The 19,872-nt window shown below is 60.0% G+C and carries 19 protein-coding genes; 14 read left to right on the forward strand and 5 right to left on the reverse strand.

Translation table 11 applies throughout. The features are described 5' to 3' along the window. The first annotated feature begins 32 nt into the window (after positions 1-32). A complete protein-coding gene (locus G3N95_RS24745; RefSeq protein WP_205972703.1) occupies positions 33-890 on the forward strand; it encodes a CPBP family intramembrane glutamic endopeptidase in 858 nt (285 codons plus the stop codon). A 174-nt stretch (positions 891-1,064) separates the two neighbouring features. Beyond that, positions 1,065-2,012, forward strand: a complete 948-nt coding sequence (locus G3N95_RS24750) for a chemotaxis protein (protein WP_205972773.1) — start codon at positions 1,065-1,067, stop codon at positions 2,010-2,012. 52 nt (positions 2,013-2,064) lie between these two features. Here the strand turns inward: G3N95_RS24750 and G3N95_RS24755 are convergent, their stop codons facing one another. Next, positions 2,065-3,639, reverse strand: a complete 1,575-nt coding sequence (locus tag G3N95_RS24755) for an ABC transporter substrate-binding protein (protein WP_241018887.1) — start codon at positions 3,637-3,639, stop codon at positions 2,065-2,067. A gap of 371 nt (positions 3,640-4,010) precedes the next feature. Here G3N95_RS24755 and G3N95_RS24760 point away from each other — a divergent pair, with 371 nt between their 5' ends. The 3 genes from G3N95_RS24760 (at position 4,011) to G3N95_RS24770 (ending at position 7,018) form a co-directional block, all read left to right on the forward strand. Beyond that, complete coding sequence (locus G3N95_RS24760; RefSeq protein WP_241018889.1) at positions 4,011-4,232, forward strand: hypothetical protein; 222 nt, start codon at positions 4,011-4,013, stop codon at positions 4,230-4,232. Positions 4,233-4,377: 145 nt separating this feature from the next. Further along, positions 4,378-5,988, forward strand: coding sequence for an alkaline phosphatase family protein (locus G3N95_RS24765; protein WP_241018891.1), 1,611 nt, complete (start codon positions 4,378-4,380; stop codon positions 5,986-5,988). Positions 5,989-6,325: 337 nt separating this feature from the next. Continuing rightward, positions 6,326-7,018, forward strand: coding sequence for a phosphatase PAP2 family protein (locus G3N95_RS24770; protein WP_205972775.1), 693 nt, complete (start codon positions 6,326-6,328; stop codon positions 7,016-7,018). A gap of 80 nt (positions 7,019-7,098) precedes the next feature. On the opposite strand, the gene G3N95_RS24775 is transcribed toward G3N95_RS24770, so the two are convergent. Further along, complete coding sequence (locus G3N95_RS24775) at positions 7,099-7,419, reverse strand: helix-turn-helix transcriptional regulator (RefSeq protein WP_205972705.1); 321 nt, start codon at positions 7,417-7,419, stop codon at positions 7,099-7,101. A gap of 16 nt (positions 7,420-7,435) precedes the next feature. Further along, positions 7,436-9,304, reverse strand: coding sequence for a biosynthetic-type acetolactate synthase large subunit (ilvB, locus tag G3N95_RS24780; RefSeq protein WP_205972706.1), 1,869 nt, complete (start codon positions 9,302-9,304; stop codon positions 7,436-7,438). Positions 9,305-9,767: 463 nt separating this feature from the next. Between ilvB and G3N95_RS24785 the strand changes: the two genes are divergently transcribed. From G3N95_RS24785 to G3N95_RS24800, 4 genes are all read left to right on the forward strand, one after another. After that, positions 9,768-10,763, forward strand: coding sequence for a GlxA family transcriptional regulator (locus tag G3N95_RS24785; protein WP_205972707.1), 996 nt, complete (start codon positions 9,768-9,770; stop codon positions 10,761-10,763). A gap of 28 nt (positions 10,764-10,791) precedes the next feature. Further along, positions 10,792-11,331 carry a G/U mismatch-specific DNA glycosylase gene (gene mug / locus G3N95_RS24790; RefSeq protein WP_205972708.1) on the forward strand — a complete coding sequence of 180 codons (540 nt, stop codon included), beginning with the start codon at positions 10,792-10,794 and terminating at the stop codon, positions 11,329-11,331. Between the two features lie 259 nt (positions 11,332-11,590). Then, positions 11,591-12,265 carry an antibiotic biosynthesis monooxygenase gene (locus tag G3N95_RS24795; protein ID WP_205972709.1) on the forward strand — a complete coding sequence of 225 codons (675 nt, stop codon included), beginning with the start codon at positions 11,591-11,593 and terminating at the stop codon, positions 12,263-12,265. A gap of 89 nt (positions 12,266-12,354) precedes the next feature. After that, on the forward strand, positions 12,355-12,546 hold the full coding sequence (locus tag G3N95_RS24800; RefSeq protein ID WP_205972710.1) for a DUF2964 family protein: 192 nt from the start codon (positions 12,355-12,357) through the stop codon (positions 12,544-12,546). A 41-nt stretch (positions 12,547-12,587) separates the two neighbouring features. On the opposite strand, the gene G3N95_RS24805 is transcribed toward G3N95_RS24800, so the two are convergent. Continuing rightward, a complete protein-coding gene (locus G3N95_RS24805; protein WP_205972711.1) occupies positions 12,588-12,788 on the reverse strand; it encodes a copper chaperone in 201 nt (66 codons plus the stop codon). Positions 12,789-13,289: 501 nt separating this feature from the next. On the opposite strand from G3N95_RS24805, the gene G3N95_RS24810 reads away from it, so the two are divergent. The 5 genes from G3N95_RS24810 to G3N95_RS24830 all read left to right on the forward strand — a co-directional run bounded on the left by G3N95_RS24810 (position 13,290) and on the right by G3N95_RS24830 (position 19,316). After that, positions 13,290-14,909 (forward strand): MFS transporter, encoded by a 1,620-nt coding sequence (locus G3N95_RS24810; RefSeq protein ID WP_205972712.1) that lies wholly within the window; start codon positions 13,290-13,292, stop codon positions 14,907-14,909. 12 nt (positions 14,910-14,921) lie between these two features. Then, the gene (locus G3N95_RS24815) at positions 14,922-15,998 is read left to right on the forward strand and encodes an HlyD family secretion protein (RefSeq protein WP_205972713.1); all 1,077 of its coding nucleotides are present in this window, start codon (positions 14,922-14,924) and stop codon (positions 15,996-15,998) included. Continuing rightward, positions 15,995-17,536, forward strand: coding sequence for an efflux transporter outer membrane subunit (locus G3N95_RS24820; RefSeq protein ID WP_205972714.1), 1,542 nt, complete (start codon positions 15,995-15,997; stop codon positions 17,534-17,536). The genes G3N95_RS24815 and G3N95_RS24820 overlap by 4 nt, the downstream gene beginning before the upstream one ends. An 84-nt stretch (positions 17,537-17,620) precedes the next feature. Then, the gene (locus G3N95_RS24825) at positions 17,621-17,881 is read left to right on the forward strand and encodes a hypothetical protein (protein ID WP_205972715.1); all 261 of its coding nucleotides are present in this window, start codon (positions 17,621-17,623) and stop codon (positions 17,879-17,881) included. A 151-nt stretch (positions 17,882-18,032) separates the two neighbouring features. Next, entirely contained in the window at positions 18,033-19,316 is a 1,284-nt protein-coding gene (locus G3N95_RS24830) for a cystathionine gamma-synthase family protein (RefSeq protein ID WP_205972716.1), read from the forward strand. A 36-nt stretch (positions 19,317-19,352) separates the two neighbouring features. Here the strand turns inward: G3N95_RS24830 and G3N95_RS24835 are convergent, their stop codons facing one another. Continuing rightward, positions 19,353-19,490: a hypothetical protein gene (locus G3N95_RS24835; protein ID WP_205972782.1), complete on the reverse strand. Its 138-nt coding sequence runs from the start codon at positions 19,488-19,490 to the stop codon at positions 19,353-19,355. Positions 19,491-19,872: the final 382 nt, after the last annotated feature.

Raw genomic sequence — 19,872 nt, forward strand, 5'->3', positions numbered from 1 at the left:
GCATAACCAAAAGAAGACCGACCGGAATACACGTGACTCTCTCCATCACCTGGATTGCACTTTTCCTCGCTGCGCCCGCAACCTTGATCGCCAGGATCCGCTGGCCCGGCGCTGCACTGCTGATACTCGCGTGCTGCGCAGCGCTGGCACTCGGACAACTCGCCCCCGTATCGCTCATCGCGCTCGCATTGCTCATCGTTGCGGCATACGCGATCTCGCCTGAGCGCGCACGGCCGATCCGCTACGCAGGACACGTTCTTTTCATCGCGCTGGCCGTCGCGCTCAGCATGCACTGGCTGCCGGGTTTTCATAATCAGCGCGTGATCGGACCCGAACGCATCACACCCGATGCCGTGCCGTTCACGATGTACCTCAATCTCGACAAGCCGCTGATCGGCTTCTGGATTCTGCTTGCGGTGCCGTGGTTGCGCGTCCGGCACGAACCGCGTACCACCTTGAAAGTGGGCCTGCTTTGCCTGCTCGCCACCACGGCTGCATGCCTGACGGTCGCGCAACTGCTCGGCGTCGTCGGGTGGGCGCCGAAGCATCCCGCCGACAGCGGCCTCTGGCTGCTGAACAACCTGTTCCTCGTTTCGATCACCGAAGAAGCCCTGTTTCGCGGTTATCTGCAAGGCGGGCTCGCACGCCTGCTGGCACGCTGGAAACACGCAGAGCTGATTGCGCTGTGCGTGAGCGCGATCGTGTTCGGGTTAGCTCATGCGCCCGGCGGCTGGCAATGGATCGTTCTGGCGGCCATCGCGGGCACCGGCTACGGCGTCGCCTGGCGCTATGGCGGATTGCAGGCGTCCGTGCTGGCGCATTTCGGCCTTAATGCTGCGCACTTCTTCCTCTTTACGTATCCGATGCTGCAAACCGCCGTTCATCGATGATGCGCAGGCCAACTGAAAGGGTCGAACCGTCTGAACCGTTCGAACCGAACGTTCGTTCATTCCTGTTCTATGCGATATGGGGTTTCACCTGCGTTCATGTTTTTCGCGCCCAGGCCGATATACGTGTATGCACCGCGCAAGCGCCGCTAAGCGCGTAAATTTCAGAGCCACATGATGGACCAACATTCAACCGACGCACGCACGAGTCTGACCAGTTCAAACCAGTTCGAGCTGCTCCTTTTCAGGCTCGGAAGCGTGCCGGGCGATACCGCACACGAACTGTACGGCATCAACGTATTCAAGGTTCGCGAAATCCTGACGATGCCGACCATCACGCCGATCGTCGGCGCATCGCCTTGCGTGATGGGCGCCGTCAATATCCGTGGGCAGGTCATTCCCGTCGTCGATCTGCCGAGGTTGATGGGTTGCGAGGCGACTCGCGGACTGAACATCCTGCTGGTCACCGAGTTCGCCCGGACCACCCAGGGCTTCGCGGTGCAGGAAGTGGACGACATCGTGCGTCTGGACTGGAACCAGGTGCTGCCGGCGGATGCGGCGGCCGGGTCGGGGCTCGTCACCAGCATTGCGCGGATCGACGGCAATACGGGCGATTCGCGGCTGGCACAGGTGGTCGATGTCGAGCAGGTGTTGCGGGACGTGCTGCCGACGCATCAGGTGCCGCCCACCGAAGATTCGGGCAAGCTTCTCCAGTTGCCACCCGGCACCCGCATCCTTGCCGCCGACGATTCCGGTTTCGCTCGCACGCTGATCCAGCAGGCGCTCGGCGAAATCGGCGCCGAACCCATCATGGCCAAGACGGGCGAAGAAGCGTGGCAAATCCTCGTCAAGCTGGCCGACGAAGCAGAGCGAAACAAAACCCGCTTGCGCGATAACGTCACGATGGTGCTCACCGATCTGGAGATGCCCGAGGTGGACGGCTTCACGCTGACACGCCGGATCCGGGCCGACAACCGGATGCGCGACATGCCTGTCGTGATTCACTCGTCGTTGACCGGCTCCGCGAACGAAGCCCATGTGCGCAACGCAGGCGCCAACGGTTTCGTCGCGAAGTTCCAGGCGGCCGAACTGGCGGACGCCATCCGGCGCGCGATTGCGGCTTAATGGGCTCATTCGGCGCGCTCACGCGCGCCGTCAAACTTCAAACTTCCCCACTTCACTCGATCGACACGCCATCGAAGCGATGACTGCCCAGCGGCGAAAACACCAGCCCGCTGACGCGCTTCGAAGCCGGTAGCGAAACGATCGAGTGCGCAACGGGCGTATAAGGCACCTGCTGCTTGAAGATCACCTGTGCCTGTTCATAGAGACGGGTACGCTCTTTCACGTCCGAACTCCCGCGCGCCTTTTCGACCAGCCCGTTGAACGCGGGATCGCACCATTTGGCGACATTGCTTCCATGCACGGCATCGCAGCCCAGCAAGGTGCCGAGCCAGTTGTCGGGATCGCCGTTATCGCCGGACCAGCCATACAGAATCGCGTCGTGCTCGCCGCCCTGTTTCGCTCGCCGGTTGTATTCGCCCCATTCGTAACTGACGATCTTCGCGCGCACGCCGATGTTCGCCCAGTCCTGCTGGATCAGTTGCGCCATCAGATGCGCATTCGGGTTGTAGGGACGCTGCACGGGCATTGCCCATAGCGTGAGATCGAAGCCGTCCGGAAAGCCCGCCTGTGCGAGCAGCGCCCTGGCCTTCGCCGGGTCGTGCGGTGCATCCTTCAGGTCCTTGTCGTAGGACCATTGCGCAGGCGGCATCGGATTCGTCGCGACTGTCGCGTTGCCGGAAAACACGGCCTGAATGATGGCCGGTTTGTCGATGGCCATGTCAAGTGCACGACGCACTTCGAGCCGGTTCAACGGCGCATGCTGCGTGTTGTACGCGACGAAGCCGACGTTGAAGCCGACACCCGACACGAGCGTCAGCGCCGGATTGCGCTTGACCACGTCGAGATCCGCGGGCCGTGGAAACACCGATACCTGGCATTCGCCGTTCGCGAGCTTCTGGATGCGCGCCGCCGGATCGGGCGTGATCGAAAACACCAGATGCGCGAGCTTGACGTCGCCGGGACGCCAGTAGTCGGGATTCGCATCATAGCGGATCAGCGCGTCCTTCTGATACGAGCGGAACGCGAACGGCCCTGTGCCCACCGGTAACTGATTGATGTCGGCTTCGCGATGCGCGTCGGCCAGCTTCGCCGCGTATTGCGCGGAGAGAATCGACGCGAAGCTCATTGCCAGATTGCGCACGAAGATCACGTCGGGTTCTTTCAAATGGAAGCGCACCGTGTAGTCGTCTACCCGTTCGATGTTCTCGATGTTTTTGTCGAAACCGAGATCGCTGAAATACGGAAAGCTGGTCGGATAGGCCTTTCGGAATGGATCGTCGGCGTGCAGCATGCGGTTGAAAGTGAACAGCACGTCGTCAGCGTTGAACTCGCGCGTCGGTTTGAACCATGCCGTTGTCTGGAACTTCACGCCCTTGCGCAAATGAAACGTGTACGTGCGCTGATCGGCGGATACGTCCCAACTGGTTGCAAGCGCAGGCTCCGGATCGAGCGTGCCGCGCTTGAATTGCACCAGTTCGTTGTAGACCGTGTAGGTGCTGGCGTCGAAATCGGTGCTGGTCGTATGCTGGCCCGGATCGAAACCGGCCGGACTGCCCTCGGAGCAAAAGACGAGCGTGCCGGACGGTGCCGCATGAGCCGGAGCGGACAGCGCCGCGAAGCCTGCCATCTGAAGCGCGGCCAGGCCAAGCACGCATGAAAGACGAGAAAGAGAGCGCGTGAAATGTGCGCGGTCACGAAGCGTTCGGAGAATCATCACGATGGGAAAAGTTGCGGAGCACACGGGAAGCTCGCGCGTTCAAAGACGCGCGGCGAGAATCGAGGTGATTGTCACTGCGCCTTTTGGCATACCGCCACCATTTAATTCGCACATCGTTATATGCGGTGCTGCTTATCCGGTGACTCAGAGCTTTAGCAATGCGTCGCTCCACGCGTGATATCGATATCTGCCTTTGTTCGTTTGAGTCGCTTTATGCGGTCAATAGAAGAGAACTTGCACATCCTGCACACACCGCTGAATTTCTCTCGCAGAGCACAGGCGTGCGACTCGATGTCTGGTCGAGAGCGCTGCCGCGACTCGAATGGGGCGTTCACTATCCGCTTACCGATGAAGTCGTGAACGCGCAGCAGGACGCAGCGGATCTGGCTTACCGCGAGCGCGTGATTCCACGACAGGTCGACGTGCGGGATGCGATCGTCGATATCCGGCAGGATGAATCGCCTACGACTCCGCTTGATTTTCATTCGCAAATCTTGAGCTAAACGAAAGCCCCGCTTCATCGTGAGGTCGCATTCAGCGCGCACATTACGGCTGCCGTAACAATTCGTAATCGGTACGCGACAACACGTGAGGTGAATAATGAGTCGACTGATCAGATGGGTTGGAGCCGGTGCGTTAGCAGGTTCGATGATTGTCCCGCTAACGATCGCGCACGCGGAGGACGGACAAGGACGTGGTCACGACAACGACGGTAACGCGATCAGGCATGTGCTGCTGATCAGTGTCGATGGCCTGCATGAACAGGACGTCGCGCGCTGCATCGGAGCGAACACCTGCCCGAATATCTCACTGCTGGCGAAGTCCGGCGTGACCTATACGAACGCTTACACGCCGGGCTTATCGGATTCGTTCCCCGGTCTCGCCGCGCTGGTTACGGGTGGATCGCCGAAGTCCGCGGGGCTCTTCTATGACGTCTCCTACGACCGCACGCTATACGCGCCTTCCGATACGGGTTGTACGGGTACGCAGGGCTGGAACGTCGTATTCGATGAAACGACGGGCATCGATGCACAAGGCGGCGGCGCGCTGACTCATCTCGACGGCGGCGGTGCTTTTAATCCGGACGCCATTCCGCGCGCAAAGCGTAATGGCAAATGCACGCCCGTTTATCCGCACGACTACATCAAGACGAACACGATATTCGAGGTCGTGAAGGAACACATTCACGACGCGCGTACTGCGTGGGCCGACAAGCACGCGTGGGGTTACGACTGGCTGAACGGACCGTCGGGCCGAGGCGTCGACGATCTGTCGCGCACTGAGATCAATTCGATCAATCCGGCGACGGGCAACGACTATACGGATCTCTATACGAATACCGAGATCTTCGACAACTTCCACGTGGCGTCGATCATCAGCGAGATCGATGGAAAGGATTCGACGGGCAAACGGAATGCCCCCGTGCCGACGTTGTTCGGCACGAACTTCCAGACGCTGAGCGTTGCGCAAAAGGCGCCTGTCGCCAAAGACGGCGGCTACGTCGATACGAGCTTTACGCCTGGCAAGCAGGTGGCCGCAGCGATCGGATATGTGGACGATTCGATCGGCAAGATGGTTGCGGAATTGAAGGCGCGCAATCTCGCCAGCTCGACGATGGTGATCGTGACGGCGAAGCATGGGCAGTCACCGACGGACCATTCGAAGCTCGTCAAGAACGGCGATACGCTCACGGCGCTGCTCGAGTCGAAGAGCTACCTCGACCCGAACGGCAACTTCGGTCAGAACAACAATACCAAAGCACTCAATGACGGTACCGGTCGCGTCGGCACGGGCATGGTGCAAACCGACGACGTAGGCCTCATCTGGCTGCGCGACCAGTCCCAGCTTTCGCAAGTCGTCGCGACGCTGAACGCGAACCTGACTTGCGGTGCACCCGGCATTTGTGCGGATGGTCCACAAGCGTACATTCTCTCGGGCGCACGGCTCGCGTCGATGTTCGGCGATCCGTCGAATGGCCGGACGCCGGACATCATCGTGCAACCGAATCCGGGCGTCATCTACACGTCCAGCACGAAGAAGGATGAAGAGCACGGCGGCAATGGGCCCGACGACAGTCACCTCGGGCTGATCGTTTCGTTCCCGGACGGCCGCCATCATGGCAAGACGGTCGAACGGCACGTGACCACGACTCAGGTCGCACCGACCATTCTGCGTGCGTTGGGCGTCGCGCCGGAAGAACTGCATTCGGTGCAGGTAGAAGGTACGCGCGCATTGCCCGGACTTCACACTGACGACTAAGTCCCAGTGACCTGATTCGTATCGACGTGCGGCATCTGCTTGCCGCACGTCGTTTTATTTTTCAGCGCGCGTGTGCGTGTCACACCCGATAGACGCCCCCAAGAAAAAAGAGAATATAGACGAGGCGCGATACAACCCTTTGATCCGTATTCCCGACCCGCCGTTCGGGAACAGAAATAGCTACTTCGCGGAACGAGGCAGCGGACGGGTTTGCGATAGCAGGGCTATTCGTAGAGGTCCAGTCGCAGTGCATATCGCTGATATGCGTGCACCAGGATCTCCGGGTTCTGCCTGCCGTTTTTTCGTCATTGCTTTGAATCCGGTGGTACTGAAATACATGCCTAACTTCGATACAACAATAGAGACATATCTCACGCACCTTCATCTCGGCCCTTTGCCGAACCTCATTATGCGAGCCCTCACGGACATGTACACATTCCGGGGACTCGTGCTCATACCCATCTTATGGTGGATCTGGTTTCAACCAGGCGAACGCCGGAACTGGAACCGCGAAGTGGTGATTGCAACCGTCGTTAGTGGCCTGCTGGCGCTTTTCGTCGGACGACTGCTTGCGGATTTTCTACCGTTCAGGATGCGCCCGATCTACGATCCCGAGTTGCATCTGCACTTTGCGAACAGTTCGTCGAACGATGCGAGACTGTCCAACTGGAGTTCATTCCCAAGCGATCACGCAATGCTGTGGATGGCCGTCGCCACAGGCATCTTCGTTGTCTGGCGCACGGCAGGCATTCTGGCCATCGCCTATACTGCATTGTTCATATGTTTTCCGCGCGCTTATCTTGGCTTTCACCACCCCACGGATCTGATCGCGGGCGCGGCGATCGGTATTGTCATTACCTGGCTGATGACACGCGCGCCGATTCGAACACGTTATGCCACGCCGACGTTGCATTGGATGGAACGATTTCCAGGACCTGCTTCCGTATTCGCGTTCCTTTTGTGCTTCGAACTCGTTACACAATTCGATGAGCTTCGCAGGCTTGCGAGTGCTGCTTCAAAGGCGCTTTAGCGAGCGGGTTCGTTGCGTGTTTGCGGGACATTCAGCAGCGTGACGCAGCGCCCGTCTGGCGACAGCCGAAAACACGACCTCTACAGGTGCTTGCCGAGCCTTGCAACGTCGACACAACAGCGGTCGGCAAACTCACGGATCGCGGTTTCGTTGCGCGAAAAGAACGTCCACTGCCCGACCTTTTTCGCGTTGATCAGGCCTGCCCGTTCAAGCTGCGAAAGATGGCCGGACACTGTGGATTGCGACAGGCCGCTTCGCGTGTGCAACATGCCCGCAGAAACGGACCGAAACGCGGCGTACTCCGGCTCGCTAAAGTACCTCTCGGGATCGGCAAGCCATTCCAGTACATTTCTGCGAAATGGATGGGCCAATGCCTTGATCACTGCATCGAAGTCAATCATCTGACTGCTCAGGTTGCTAAAACATGTCCACGACCGGCTGGCGCCCGGCATCCTTGCCGCCGTCTGCCTGCGGCCTGGTCCGCGACGGAATGAACGGCCCCGTGATCATCGTCGCGTAGCTTTGCCCCGGTCCGACCATCGGATAGACATCGGCATGCTGATCGATCATGACTTCGAGAAACGCGGGCCCGTCGAAATCGAGAAATGCCCTAAGCTTCTCGTCGAGTTCGCTGACGGCTTCGACGCGACAGGCGAAGCCAAATCCGTCGGCCTGTGCCGCCATCACGAAGTCTTTGCGATGAAGCGTCTTGTCGCTGACGAACAGGCGCCCTTCGTAATAGAGATGCTGCCACTGCCGGATCATTCCATCGCCGAGATTGTTGAGCAGCAGTACCTTCACAGGAACGCCGTACGTACTGGCCGTTTCGAGTTCGCCGACGTTCATGCGGATACTCCCGTCGCCGTCGATATCGATCACGAGCGCATCCGGCCGCGCGAATTGAGCGCCGATTGCGGCGGGTAATCCGAAACCCATCGTCCCCATGCTGCCCGAGGTCAGCAAGCTTCTCGGCTCGACGAAGTCGAAGTACTGCGCAGCCCACATCTGGTGCTGACCGACTCCCGTGCTGATGATGGCTCGTCCTCCCGTCATCGCACTGAGCCGTTCGACCACCCGTTGCGGTTGAATGGCAGTACTGCTCCTGTCGTAGTTCATGCCATACGTTCGCTTGAGTTCCGCCACCTGTACAAGCCAGTCAGACGGCGCTTGCACATCCAGGCCAGATTCCATCAGCGAATCAAGCGTGCTGCGGGCATCGCCCACGTGCGTCCAGTCTGCACGTTTGACCTTGTTGATCTCCGCCTCGTCGATATCGACGTGAGCGACGTAACGCGCATTCGGAGCAAACGCTTCCGGCCGGCCACCCGCAACGCGATCGTCGAATCGTGCACCTACCGCGATCAGGAAGTCGCAATCTTCGACGGCGTAGTTCGCGCAGGCGCTGCCGTGCATACCCAGCATGCCGAGCGACAACTCATGTTTGACGGATAGAGCGCCGAGTCCCATCAGTGTCGTTACGACGGGGACACGATAGCGTTCGGCAAATCGGCGCAGTTCGCCCGTCGCACCGGATGTAATGACGCCACCGCCGACGTATAACAGTGGCCGCCGGCTCTGCGCCAGCAATTCGAAGAACGTGTTGCGCTTGTCGTCGCCGAGTTGAGCACCTTGAGCCACCATGCGAAGACGATCCGAGTAACCTCGAAACTGCAAGGTACCGTGCCCCTCGTAGGTTCCGATCCAGTTCTGGATGTCCTTGGGCACATCGACGACAACGGGACCCGGACGTCCCGTCCGCGCAACCTCGAATGCCGTCCGCAACGTCTGTTCCAGCTTTGCAGGATCGGTGACCAGAAAGACCTGCTTCGCGCATGACGACATGATGTTGAAAACAGGTGCTTCCTGAAACGCATCGCTGCCGATTGCGGCCCGCGGCACCTGCCCGCAAATGAGCACGACGGGAATCGAGTCGCCGTTGCAATCGGCGATCGGCGTCAGGGCATTCGTCGCGCCCGGGCCAGACGTCACCATGAACACGCCGACCTTTCCGCTAGCACGCGCGTAGCCGGCCGCCATGAAGCCGGCTGCCTGCTCATTCGCAGGAACGACGAGCCTGATCTGGCGCTCGGGGCTCGCCTCGTGCATTTCGTTGAAGCGGAAGACGGCGTCATATGTCGGCAGAATTGCACCGCCGCTGTATCCAAACAACGTATCGACGCCCTGCTCGCTGAGGACGCGCAAAATGATGTCGGCGCCCGACATCGACTCGCCGGCATGCTCGCATTTCGCGAAGACTTGTGAAGCAACGTGAGGGTTTCGGGTCATGGCTATCTCGAACGATGGAGGTCGCCGATCGTCTCAGCGACTCAATTGAAGGCCGATATCCCTTCCAACTCGAGAACAGCGTATGTTCAACACCAGTTTGCGGACGATCGATATAACGGGTTCACCGTGCATCGCCAGTCCGTCCAGCACGCTTTTGATGTGCAACTGGAAGAATTGCGAGGGGCTGCAACGCCATTCTGACGATCATCGGGTGCGTGCGATTGCCTAAGAAGGTATTCAACCGGCCAAACTGGTGCAGTTATCGGCCAGTCAATGCTGAATTCCTGACTATGCAGTTTCTGATGATGAAGCATGTGTCCATACAAGCCTGGCATTCCGGAAAGAATGCGCCGAACATTTGCCAGCCGCGATACATTTTCAGTGCATTCTTACGATAAGCTGGACGACTGCGCGTTGCCAGAATGTAGCCGTCGACGTGCATTCAGCCAATGAAGGTTACGAAATGAAAGTCGCGGTTGTCATATTCGATGGAGTGCAGGCTCTGGATGTCGCAGGCCCACTGGACGTGTTCGCCGAAGCCAACACATTCCTGCCTGAACATCAGCGATATCAGGTCTCGTGTGTAGGCTACAAGGCGGGTATGGTGTCTGCCTCCAACGGCATGCAGCTGGCAGTGCCTTTTAGCTTTGCCGATTGCGACGCGCAATGCGACCTGCTGCTGATCGCGGGTGGTCCCCAACTGCCCGACTTTCATCCACCCGCCGACTTCCTCGACTGGTTGAGGCGTCAGGCGAACGGTGCGGTCCGTTATGGGTCCGTTTGCAACGGAGCGTTCGTGCTCGCTCGCGCCGGCCTGCTCGATAGCCGGCAGGTGACCACTCACTGGGCTGAGGCAGACCGGCTCGCGGACGACTTTCCAGAGGCATGCGTGCAGCCCGACAGGATTTTCATTCGTGACGGACGCCTCTTTACTTCCGCGGGTGTTACGGCGGGCATCGACCTGTGTCTGTCGCTGGTGGCCGAAGACTGGGGACACGAGCTGGCCGTGCGCGTCGCGAAACGGCTGGTCGTCTATATCCAGCGGGAGGGCGGGCAATCGCAATACAGCCCGTATGTCGGCGTGCGCAAGGAGGAAGATCCCATCATCGGCAAGGTTCATCGCTACGTGATGGATCACATCACGGATGTGCTGTCCATCGAACAACTCGCGAGCGCGGTCTCTGTCAGCCGCCGCACCTTTTCGCGCCTGTTCGCCAGGTATGCAAAGGTGACGCCATCGGCGTTCGTCGAACAGGTTCGTGTCGATACTGCGAGAAAGCTGCTTGAAGAAACCGACGCGCCGCTCAAGACCGTTGCGTTCAAGTGCGGCTTCCATAGCGCGACGCATATGCGGACCACGTTCGCCCGACGGCTCAACGTCACGCCGAAACAGTATCGAGACCGTTTTCGCGGCGTGACGGGCGAGCAATCGCTCGCACTCGACGCACTCGGCGAATGAGCGGCGCACACCAATTGATCCCATCTCCATGACGCACCCAGAGCCACTTCAAGGTCTTCCGGATATTCTCGAACCGGGTCTATCGGTGATATTTTGCGGGATCAATCCGGGCCTGCGGGCAGCGTCCACAGGCCACCACTTCGCAGGACGCGGCAACCGGTTCTGGCGGACGCTTCATCTCGCGGGCTTTACTCGCGAACAGTTGCGCCCGGAGGACGGGCGCGATCTGCTGCGTTACGAGTGCGGACTGACAACGGCCGTACCCCGTCCTACGGCGCGCGCAGACCAGTTGTCTCGATCCGAGATCAAGGCTGCTGCGGCTGATTTCGAGTTGAAGATCGCACGCTACGCGCCGCGCTACATTGCCTTCCTTGGCAAGCTGGCTGTTTGCGAACTCACGGGCACGCGTGACATCGATTGGGGACTGCAATCGATTACCTTCGGCGGGGCAAGGACCTGGGTACTGCCGAATCCCAGTGGCCTAAACCGCGCATTCAGTCTGGAAGCGCTGGTCTCCGCCTATCGCGAACTGCGTCTCGCAGTCGAGTCAGTGCAGACGAAAGTCTGAACCGATTGCGAGAATGTTGGCGCTCCCTATTGGTATCCATCAGGAAAACACACTGTTTCATTCTATGACGCCGCGTTGCGCCCATATCCAGCGTGGCGCAAATCGAGCACTGATTGGCCCGTAACGCCACAAGTACGCGCTTCTGGAAAGCGGGATCCTCTTCGACAATGAGTTCGTCCACTGAGCAGCAATCGCGGCAATAGATCTTCTCTCGCGGTGCGGCTGCCGTTCAGGTACTCAACCATCGAAGGAATTTGCCATGTTCTCCGCAATGCTCGAAGTGAATCCGATCCCTGAACAATTCAACGCGTATCTAGGGATGGCGAAGATGTTGCGCCCTGAACTCGAACAGATCGAGGGCTTCATCGACAACACGCGCTACGCCAGCCTGACGCGTGACGGTTGGCTGCTGTCGCTATCCACCTGGCGTGACGAGAAGTCGCTGGTTCGCTGGCGCACCAGCGCGAACCACTACAAGATCCAACAGGCGGCACGCGATCGTGTTTTCGCCGACTACCGACTGCGCATCGGCCAGAACGTCGCGGATACGCGCGTGCCCGAAGGCCATGCGCTAATCGAGCAGCGCCTCGACGCAACGGAAGCGGGACTCGGTAAAGCCGTCACCTTGCTCGACGGGCATTCGGCGCCCGAATGGGTCAAGCAGGCGGGCGCGGAGTCTGTCGCCGCAACGCTCGGGCTCGACCTTGCAGCGCCCGGCCTGCTCGCGTGGGACGTGTTCGATGCACTGCTCACGCCGGGTGACGTGATCGCTGTGGCGACCTGGGACGACCTCGCAGCCGCAGCAGCTTTTGAACGGGATGTGCGGCTACCGGATGGTGTACGTCTGCGACACATCCGGGTTGTGCGGGAGTACGGCATGTACGACCGCCGTGAGGCGCCGCAGTACTTCGCAGAGGTGCAGCGCAAGGCGTGAAGTCTGCCGGTGCATATGAAGTTCGGCCGGGACTCGCATTGCAAGTCGAACCGGCCGATATCGCTTGACGCCTGACATTGAGAGCCAGCATGTTCCAGCTGAAACTGAGGTCTATTCTGTTGAAGGTCAGTGTGTTTGTCGCGGTGGGCGCACCATTGGGAGCATTCAGTGGAATGTTCTCTGGCGGTGAAGCGCTCACGCGCTATGCGGCGGCTGCCTGCGTGCTCGCGCTGGCAAGTTGCGTCCTGTTGCTGAAATCAGCGCGCAACGACGATATTTGACCGATGGGGCCGGCAGCGAACACCGCCGGCCGCGTCGCACGCTATGCCTCGATAATCGCCACGTCATATTCTTCGTCGTAAAAGGCGACAAAGAATTCTTCCGGCATCAGCCAGGAATCGACACTCACCGTATTCGCACTCACGTTCACATCGACTTTTGCGTCGACGTCGACACTCTTCATCGCACGTTCAATTCTTGAAATATCGTCCGGAAGAATCGTTTCCTTTACCGAGAATCTCATGTTCGCTCACCAATCGATAATAATTAACTCAATTTCAACCTGTCGAATATGCTTCAACACGCCTTGATTCTATCGACTACGGTATTTTCCGTCGATGCGTGTATAACAACTATGAGTTTCAGATTCCGGCACGTCACCGGGCACGTGGGCACATGCTGAACCAGAGGTCCGGCGGGCAGGCCCTCGAGACCTTTCCTCATAAACATTCGCGACCAATCTTTCGACGTCATTCCAGAATTGAGCGCATGGAACAACACAATTTCCGCCGACTCATTCAATCGGTCAATAAAACCGGCGTGGCCAGATTTCCGAATTAAATGGCCTGAAAAGCCACATACAGCGGCTTTAATAAACCCTGACCGAATCGTAGACTTACTCACGTCATCGCAGCGAAATGCCTTTGCAAATACAGGTCAATTGATCATGTAAATGGCACCAGGTTCATTTGCATGGATTTTCCTGGCTGCGATGTCTTGTTGAGGATCATCAGCCGAGCCCCTTATGACGACTGCCAATACCCTGACGACCGAAGCGACCGGAACGACTCTGCGGGCCTCTCCCGCCCCGTCGGCCGCACCGGAAGCACCTGCACCGGCGACCGCCGCCGCCCAGCCGGCTTTGTCGCTTCGCCTCGCGACGGGTCTGATCGGGATGCTGCTGGCGTCACTGCTGGCGATCGTCAACGAACAGGTCACCGCACTCGCGATGACCGACATTCGCGGTGCGCTCTCGATCGGACACGACGACGGCAGTTGGCTCACGGTTCTCTTCGAGGCCGCCAACGTCGCCACGATGATCTTCGCGCCATGGTTCGGCATCACCTTCACCTTGAAGCGGTTCACGCTCGCGGCGGTCGCGGCGTCGATGCTATTCGGCTTGCTGTGTCCTTTTGCGCCGAACCTGTCGACGTTCTACGTCTTGCGTGTGCTTCAGGGCATCGCCGGCGGATGTCTGCCTCCGATGCTGATCATCGTGGCGCTGCGCTACCTGCCTCCGAAGATCAAGCTGTACGGGCTCGCGGGCTATGCGCTCACAGCAACCTTCGGGCCCACGATCGGCACGCCTCTGGCCGCTTTATGGACGGAGTACGTCAGCTGGAAGATGACGTTCTGGCAAATCGTGCCTTTGGGTCTGATCAGTTGCGCGGCGATCCAGTATGGCTTGCCGCAAGACCCCATGAAGCTCGAACGATTCCGCTCGTTCAACTGGGCCGGTTTGCTCACGGGCTTTCCCGCCGTCGCCATGCTCGTCATGGGTCTGCTGCAAGGCGATCGCCTCGACTGGCTGAATTCCACGTTCATCTGCGTGATGCTGGCGGGCGGAGCGCTGCTCTTCGCTCTGTTCCTCATCAACGAGTGGTATCACCCGCTGCCGTTCTTCAAGCTTCAACTGCTGTATCGCCGGAACTTCTCGCATGGGCTGTCGACGCTGGTGGGCGCCGTGATGCTGCTGGTCGGCGTCGCTGTGATTCCGGCTCAATTCCTCGCCAGGGTGCATACCTACCGGCCGCTCCAAACCGCGCCACTGGCATTGCTGGTTGCCCTTCCGCTGCTGATCACCCTTCCGCTGACGGCTGCTCTCCTGAACATTCGCCGGGTCGATTCGCGGTGGGTCATGGCGTTCGGTCTGTCGCTCATCGCGACGACCTGTTTCCTCGGCAGCTTCATGACCTCGGAATGGATTCGCGAGAACTTCTACTGGCTCCAGTCGTTGCAGATCGTCGCGCAACCGATGGTGATCCTCGCGATCCTGATGGGCGTGACGACGGGCTTGCCGCCTACGGAAGGTCCGTTCGCGTCCGCGATGTTCAACTCCTTGAAGGCATTCACGGGCGTCGCAGCCACGGCGCTGATCGATGGTCTCGGCACGACTCGCGAACATTTTCATTCGAGCGTGCTGGTCGATCACCTGGGCAACAACGCGTTGATCGCCAACCAGAGTATCGACTCCACTCATGGTCTCGGCGAACTCGCTCACCGGATTCACGAGCAGGCTGTGGTGCTCACATCCGCCGACCTCTATCGCGTGATGGCAGTGATCGCCATTGCCGTCCTGTTACTCGTTCCCGTGCTGCCCGTGCGTATCTATCCGCCCTGGAGCACACCGCCTTCCACTCGCTAGAGATCGATTGATATGTCATCCGCCACCCGACCTTCGCCCAAACTGATCCGCATCGCCGCCGCCGTGGGCGTGCTGGCCGTCGCTGCCTGGGGATGCGCCACGCTGCTTGCGCATCCCGGCGCCGAATCCACGAACGATGCCTACGTCGCCGCCGATTTCACGCTGGTAGCGCCGCGCGTTGCCGGCCAGATTGCAGAAGTACTCGTCGACGACAATCAGCAGGTGAAGGCTGGCCAATTGATGGTGCGTATCGACGATCGCGACTATCAGGCGGCATTGCTGAGCGCGCAAGCCGATGTCGCGGCAGCACAGGCAGCGGTAGCGAACTACGATGCCGAGATTGCACGTCACCCTGCGCTCGTCGATCAGGCACGCGCCACACTGCGTTCCGATGATGCATCCATCGATTTCGCGCGAGCGAATGCAGCGCGCTATCAGAACCTGTCGGAAGCCGGCGCTGGGACGACGCAGGAACAGCAGCACGCCGCGAGCGCGCTCGCCGAGCAGCTCGCGCAACAGGCACACGACCGCGCTGCCCTGGCCGCAACCGAACAGAATCTCGACATCCTGCGCACCCAGCGCGACAAGGCCTCCGGCGCGCTGGCGCACGCGCAAGCGGTACTGGAGCAGGCAAAGCTCAACCTGTCGTACACCGAGATTCACGCACCCGTCGACGGCAAGGTGGGGCGGCGCTCGGCGCGGGTCGGCGCGTTCGTCACGTCTGGCGCGACGCTTCTCGCCATCGTTCCGCTTGCTGACGCTTATGTCGTCGCGAACTTCCAGGAGAACCAGATCACGAAGATGCGGCCTGGCGAGAGCGTGCGCATCACGGTCGACAGTTTTCCGGGCGTCGCAATCCGAGGTCACATCGACAGTCTGGCGCCTGCGACGGGCGTGAGCTTCGCACCTATCGCGCCCGACAACGCCACCGGCAACTTCACCAAGGTCGTTCAGCGCGTGCCCGTCAAGATCGCGATCGATCCGGGTCAGCAGGCGGCATCCGCGTTGAGCGTGGGACTCTCCGTCGAAGCTGAGGTCGCAGTGAACAAGCCTGGCGATGCAACGATTGCGGGAGCGGAAACGAAATGAATGCGAGTGAATGGTCCTTTCGAACGCCCGCGTTGGCGATACTGCTTAGCCTGGCGCTGAGCGGCTGCCTGGTAGGCCCGAACTTCGAACGTCCGGCGGCATCGACGCCCGACGTCTTCGATCGAACGCAAACGGCACAGGCACCGAGCAAGCCTGTCGAAGCCGGGTTCAATCCGGACTGGTGGGAACTCTTCAACGATCCCACGCTGAATGCGCTGGAAAATCAGCTCGCGGATGCGAATCTCGATGTGGCCGCGGCCTCGGCGCGCCTGCGCCAAAGCCGCGCCGATCAGCGCGTGGCAGGTGCCGCGGAATATCCGACGTTGACGGGCGCGGCATCGTATAACCGCGAGCGCGGCAGCGAGAACGGCATCCTTTCCTTGCTCGGCGTCACGCCGACAGGCACGCAATCGCAATCGGCATCGGGCAGCGCGCCACTCGGCGTGTCGGCGATGCCGGGCTCGAAGGGCTCGCCTGCCTACGATCTGTATCAGTTCGGCTTCGACGCTTCGTGGGAAATCGACATCTGGGGCCGCGTTCGACGCAGCGTAGAAGCCGCGTCCGCGATGACGGACGCATCCTGGGAGGAGCGAAACGCGGTGCTGTTGTCCGTGCGTGCCGAACTCGCGCGCGACTACATCCAGTTGCGCGACACGCAGGCTCTGCTGCAGATCGCTCAACAAAACCTGGAGATCGCTCGCGACGCAACCAGACTCACGCAAACGCGGGTGCGCGAAGGCGTGACGACCGATCTCGACGTAGCCAATGCGGCCGCTCAGGTGGCAACGATCGAAAGTCTGATTCCGACACTCGAATCGCGTAGAGAGACCACCATCAATGCGATTGGCGTATTGCTCGCGAAGGAGCCCGGTGCGCTAACGCAGATGCTCGCCGACCCGCGCGATGTTCCTCGCCTCCCTGAGCAGGTACCGATTGGCTTTCCATCGGAACTGGCGGAACGCAGGCCCGACATCCGCAAGGCAGAAGCGCAGTTGCATGCGGCCACGGCAGCTATCGGCATGGCGAAAGCCGATTTTTATCCGCGCATTTCGCTCAATGGCAGCGCGGGATTTCAGAGCCTGCAACTCTCCAGTCTCGCCGATTGGGCATCGGGTCAGTTTGTCGTGGGGCCGTCGATCACAATGCCGATCTTCGAAGGCGGACGCCTCAAGGGAACGCTTCAATTGCGCGAAGCGCAGCAACAGGAAGCGGCCATCGTCTACAAGCGAACCGTGCTCCAGGCCTGGCGTGAAGTGGACGATGCGTTGATCGTCTATGACGCCGAGCAGCAGCGGCACAACCGGCTGGAAGCGGTTGTCGATCTGAACCTGCGGGCGCTCTCGATTGCACGTCAGCGTTACAAGGCCGGGGCCGTCGATTTTCTCGACGTGCTCAATGTACAGAAGCAGTTGCTCGACGCCCAGAGCAATCTCGAACAAAGCAAAGCCGACGCTGCAGCCAACCTCATTACCTTGTGCAAGGTGCTGGGCGGCGGGTGGGAGTCGACGTACGCCAACACGGATGCCGTCACCCATTGACGCAATGGTCATCGCGCATCCTCGTATCCGTTTTTTTGAACGCCGTGGAAAAGGTTCTGCGGCACCTCGTTTGTGGAGATCGGCATGAAATCTATTGTTCGCACCCTTGTCATCGTGGCAGCTTTCGCCGCACCCGTCCTTTCGCACGCGCAGCAGAGCAATCCTGTCGCTCAGCCGCAGCAGAGCGACGTCCAGACCTCGGGTTACGGCGGTACCGCGAGCGGAAAAGATCAGACAGGTTCGCAGAAGGGAACCGGTCTGTTGCATCGTCGCGGCGACAGCACGCGCGGCGACAATTGCGCAGGCCCTATCAGCTACTGCAGCATTTTCTTCGGCGGCAGCTAGTCGTGTATTGACCCAGGGCGCGGCTATCGCGCCCAATGCGGTAGCATGAAGAGGCGCCGGCGTGATCGTCGATACTCTTTGCGCACAGAATTCGCGCAAGCCGATTGCGACCACAGCCGGCCTTCCCCCACTGCCTTGCATGGAGCGAAGGATGCCCTACCGCAACTACCACAAGCGCAAGATCGCAGGCCGGGACCTGCACCCTGAAACCCAGATGATGTCCTATGGCTACGATCCGTTCCTGTCGGAGGGATCGGTCAAGACTCCCGTCTTTTTGACCTCGACGTTCGCGTTTCGCACAGCCGAAGACGGCGCTGAGTTCTTCGATAGGGTGTCGGGCCGCAAGCCTCTGCCCGAAGGCGAAAGCGCGGGCCTCGTGTATAGCCGCTTCAATCATCCGAATCTGGAGATCGTCGAAGATCGGCTTGCGCTGCTCGACGACTCGGAAGCGGCCGTCGTGACTTCGAGCGGAATGGCCGCCATAGCGGCGATTCTGCTGACCTTCTTACGGCCCGGCGACTGCGTGGTTCAATCGGCGCCGCTTTACGGCGGAACCGAAACGCTGATTTCGAAGTTCTTGCCAGAATGGGGCATCGCTGCACAGGTGATCGAAGACGGTCTGTCGATCGACGCGATTCGCGATGCACTCGAAGCCGCTGCGCAACGAGGCAAGGTGCGCATGTGTTATGTCGAGACGCCCGCCAACCCCACCAATGCACTATTCGATCTTGAAGGCCTGCGGCAGGAGATCGATGCGTTCGAAACACGTCATGGATACCGGCCGCTTTCCGTGTGCGACAACACGTTGCTCGGCCCGCTGTTTCAGACGCCGGTGCATCAGGGCATCGACCTGAGCGTGTATTCGCTCACGAAGTACATCGGCGGACACAGCGATCTCGTCGCGGGCGGCGTCACGGGCAGCAAAGAACTGATCACCAGGGTGCGTGCGATTCGAAGCACGCTCGGCTCGCAACTCGATCCTCATTCTTGCTGGATGATCACGCGCTCGATGGAGACGCTCGTGCTGCGCATGGAACACGCCGCGCGCAGCGGTAGCGCGGTCGCGCGCTGGCTCGCGAGCAATCCGTTCAAGCCCGTGAAGGTGCTGCACCCGGAACTGATCGACGACCCCGCCTATCAGACGGTGTATCGGCGGCAATGCAGCGGTCCCGGTTCGACATTCGCTTTCGTGCTCGACGGCGGCCGCGAGCAGGCCTTCCGGTTCATCGATGGGTTGACACTCTTCAGGTCGGCCGTGAGCTTAGGCGGTACGGAATCGCTGATCTGCCATCCAGCCTCGACGACGCATTCAGGTGTGCCCGCTGAAGCCCGGCTTGCCGCAGGCGTTTCAGAAGGCCTGATACGCGTGTCGGTCGGGCTGGAACATCCCGACGATCTCATTGCCGACCTGTCGAATGCGCTCGAACACTGCTAACGCAGCGAACAAACGCATGCGCATTCGCGTCGCACGTCAGAACGTCGTGCGCATGCCGACCATCGCGCGCAACGGCGAAATGCGCGGCAGAGGCTGCCCGGTGTCCATGTTGCGCGCATGCGTGCAATCGCCGGTCGGCAAAACGTCGACCTGATGTGAGCCTTTCTCGAACACGGATTCGGTCGCCGTCCATCCCGCGAATGACGCCCGTAGTTGGGAACGCGCGATCGACGCTTGCTCTGACAACCTTCCCAGCCCTAATGTGAATAAAATGATAAAAACGTAACATTAACGGCGCGAACGGCAATGCTGCGTAATCGATCGAAACATCGGGTCTGGTCGAAACCGATGCAAGCCGCTAAAGCAGCGTCGATGAAATGCCGTTATCGCCGGTAGAGACGTCGCCTTCGACTCGACCCACCGCGTCAGGCGCAACGTTTTATTTCAAAGGATCAAGTCGGCGACAACCCGTCATACTTTCACCTTTTGCCACGGACAGCCCTCGCCCCAAGCACTCAAACGGCGCAGGTGCGTGGCGCAATGCGCGGGTCTATCT

The organism is Paraburkholderia sp. Tr-20389 (assembly GCF_017104565.1).
In the GTDB taxonomy this organism is placed as follows: Bacteria; Pseudomonadota; Gammaproteobacteria; order Burkholderiales; family Burkholderiaceae; genus Paraburkholderia.

What these genes read in the sequence shown, in the direction of transcription:
- ilvB (WP_205972706.1), bottom strand. Translation starts at nt 9,304, where the DNA reads ATGACCCGAAACCCTCACGTTGCTTCACAAGTCTTCGCGAAATGCGAG.
- G3N95_RS24800 (WP_205972710.1), top strand. Translation starts at nt 12,355, where the DNA reads ATGTTCCAGCTGAAACTGAGGTCTATTCTGTTGAAGGTCAGTGTGTTT.
- G3N95_RS24750 (WP_205972773.1), top strand. Translation starts at nt 1,065, where the DNA reads ATGGACCAACATTCAACCGACGCACGCACGAGTCTGACCAGTTCAAAC.
- G3N95_RS24755 (WP_241018887.1), bottom strand. Translation starts at nt 3,639, where the DNA reads ATGGCAGGCTTCGCGGCGCTGTCCGCTCCGGCTCATGCGGCACCGTCC.
- G3N95_RS24830 (WP_205972716.1), top strand. Translation starts at nt 18,033, where the DNA reads ATGCCCTACCGCAACTACCACAAGCGCAAGATCGCAGGCCGGGACCTG.
- G3N95_RS24785 (WP_205972707.1), top strand. Translation starts at nt 9,768, where the DNA reads ATGAAAGTCGCGGTTGTCATATTCGATGGAGTGCAGGCTCTGGATGTC.
- G3N95_RS24775 (WP_205972705.1), bottom strand. Translation starts at nt 7,419, where the DNA reads ATGATTGACTTCGATGCAGTGATCAAGGCATTGGCCCATCCATTTCGC.
- mug (WP_205972708.1), top strand. Translation starts at nt 10,792, where the DNA reads ATGACGCACCCAGAGCCACTTCAAGGTCTTCCGGATATTCTCGAACCG.
- G3N95_RS24820 (WP_205972714.1), top strand. Translation starts at nt 15,995, where the DNA reads ATGAATGCGAGTGAATGGTCCTTTCGAACGCCCGCGTTGGCGATACTG.
- G3N95_RS24795 (WP_205972709.1), top strand. Translation starts at nt 11,591, where the DNA reads ATGTTCTCCGCAATGCTCGAAGTGAATCCGATCCCTGAACAATTCAAC.
- G3N95_RS24810 (WP_205972712.1), top strand. Translation starts at nt 13,290, where the DNA reads ATGACGACTGCCAATACCCTGACGACCGAAGCGACCGGAACGACTCTG.
- G3N95_RS24770 (WP_205972775.1), top strand. Translation starts at nt 6,326, where the DNA reads ATGCCTAACTTCGATACAACAATAGAGACATATCTCACGCACCTTCAT.
- G3N95_RS24825 (WP_205972715.1), top strand. Translation starts at nt 17,621, where the DNA reads ATGAAATCTATTGTTCGCACCCTTGTCATCGTGGCAGCTTTCGCCGCA.
- G3N95_RS24815 (WP_205972713.1), top strand. Translation starts at nt 14,922, where the DNA reads ATGTCATCCGCCACCCGACCTTCGCCCAAACTGATCCGCATCGCCGCC.
- G3N95_RS24805 (WP_205972711.1), bottom strand. Translation starts at nt 12,788, where the DNA reads ATGAGATTCTCGGTAAAGGAAACGATTCTTCCGGACGATATTTCAAGA.
- G3N95_RS24765 (WP_241018891.1), top strand. Translation starts at nt 4,378, where the DNA reads ATGATTGTCCCGCTAACGATCGCGCACGCGGAGGACGGACAAGGACGT.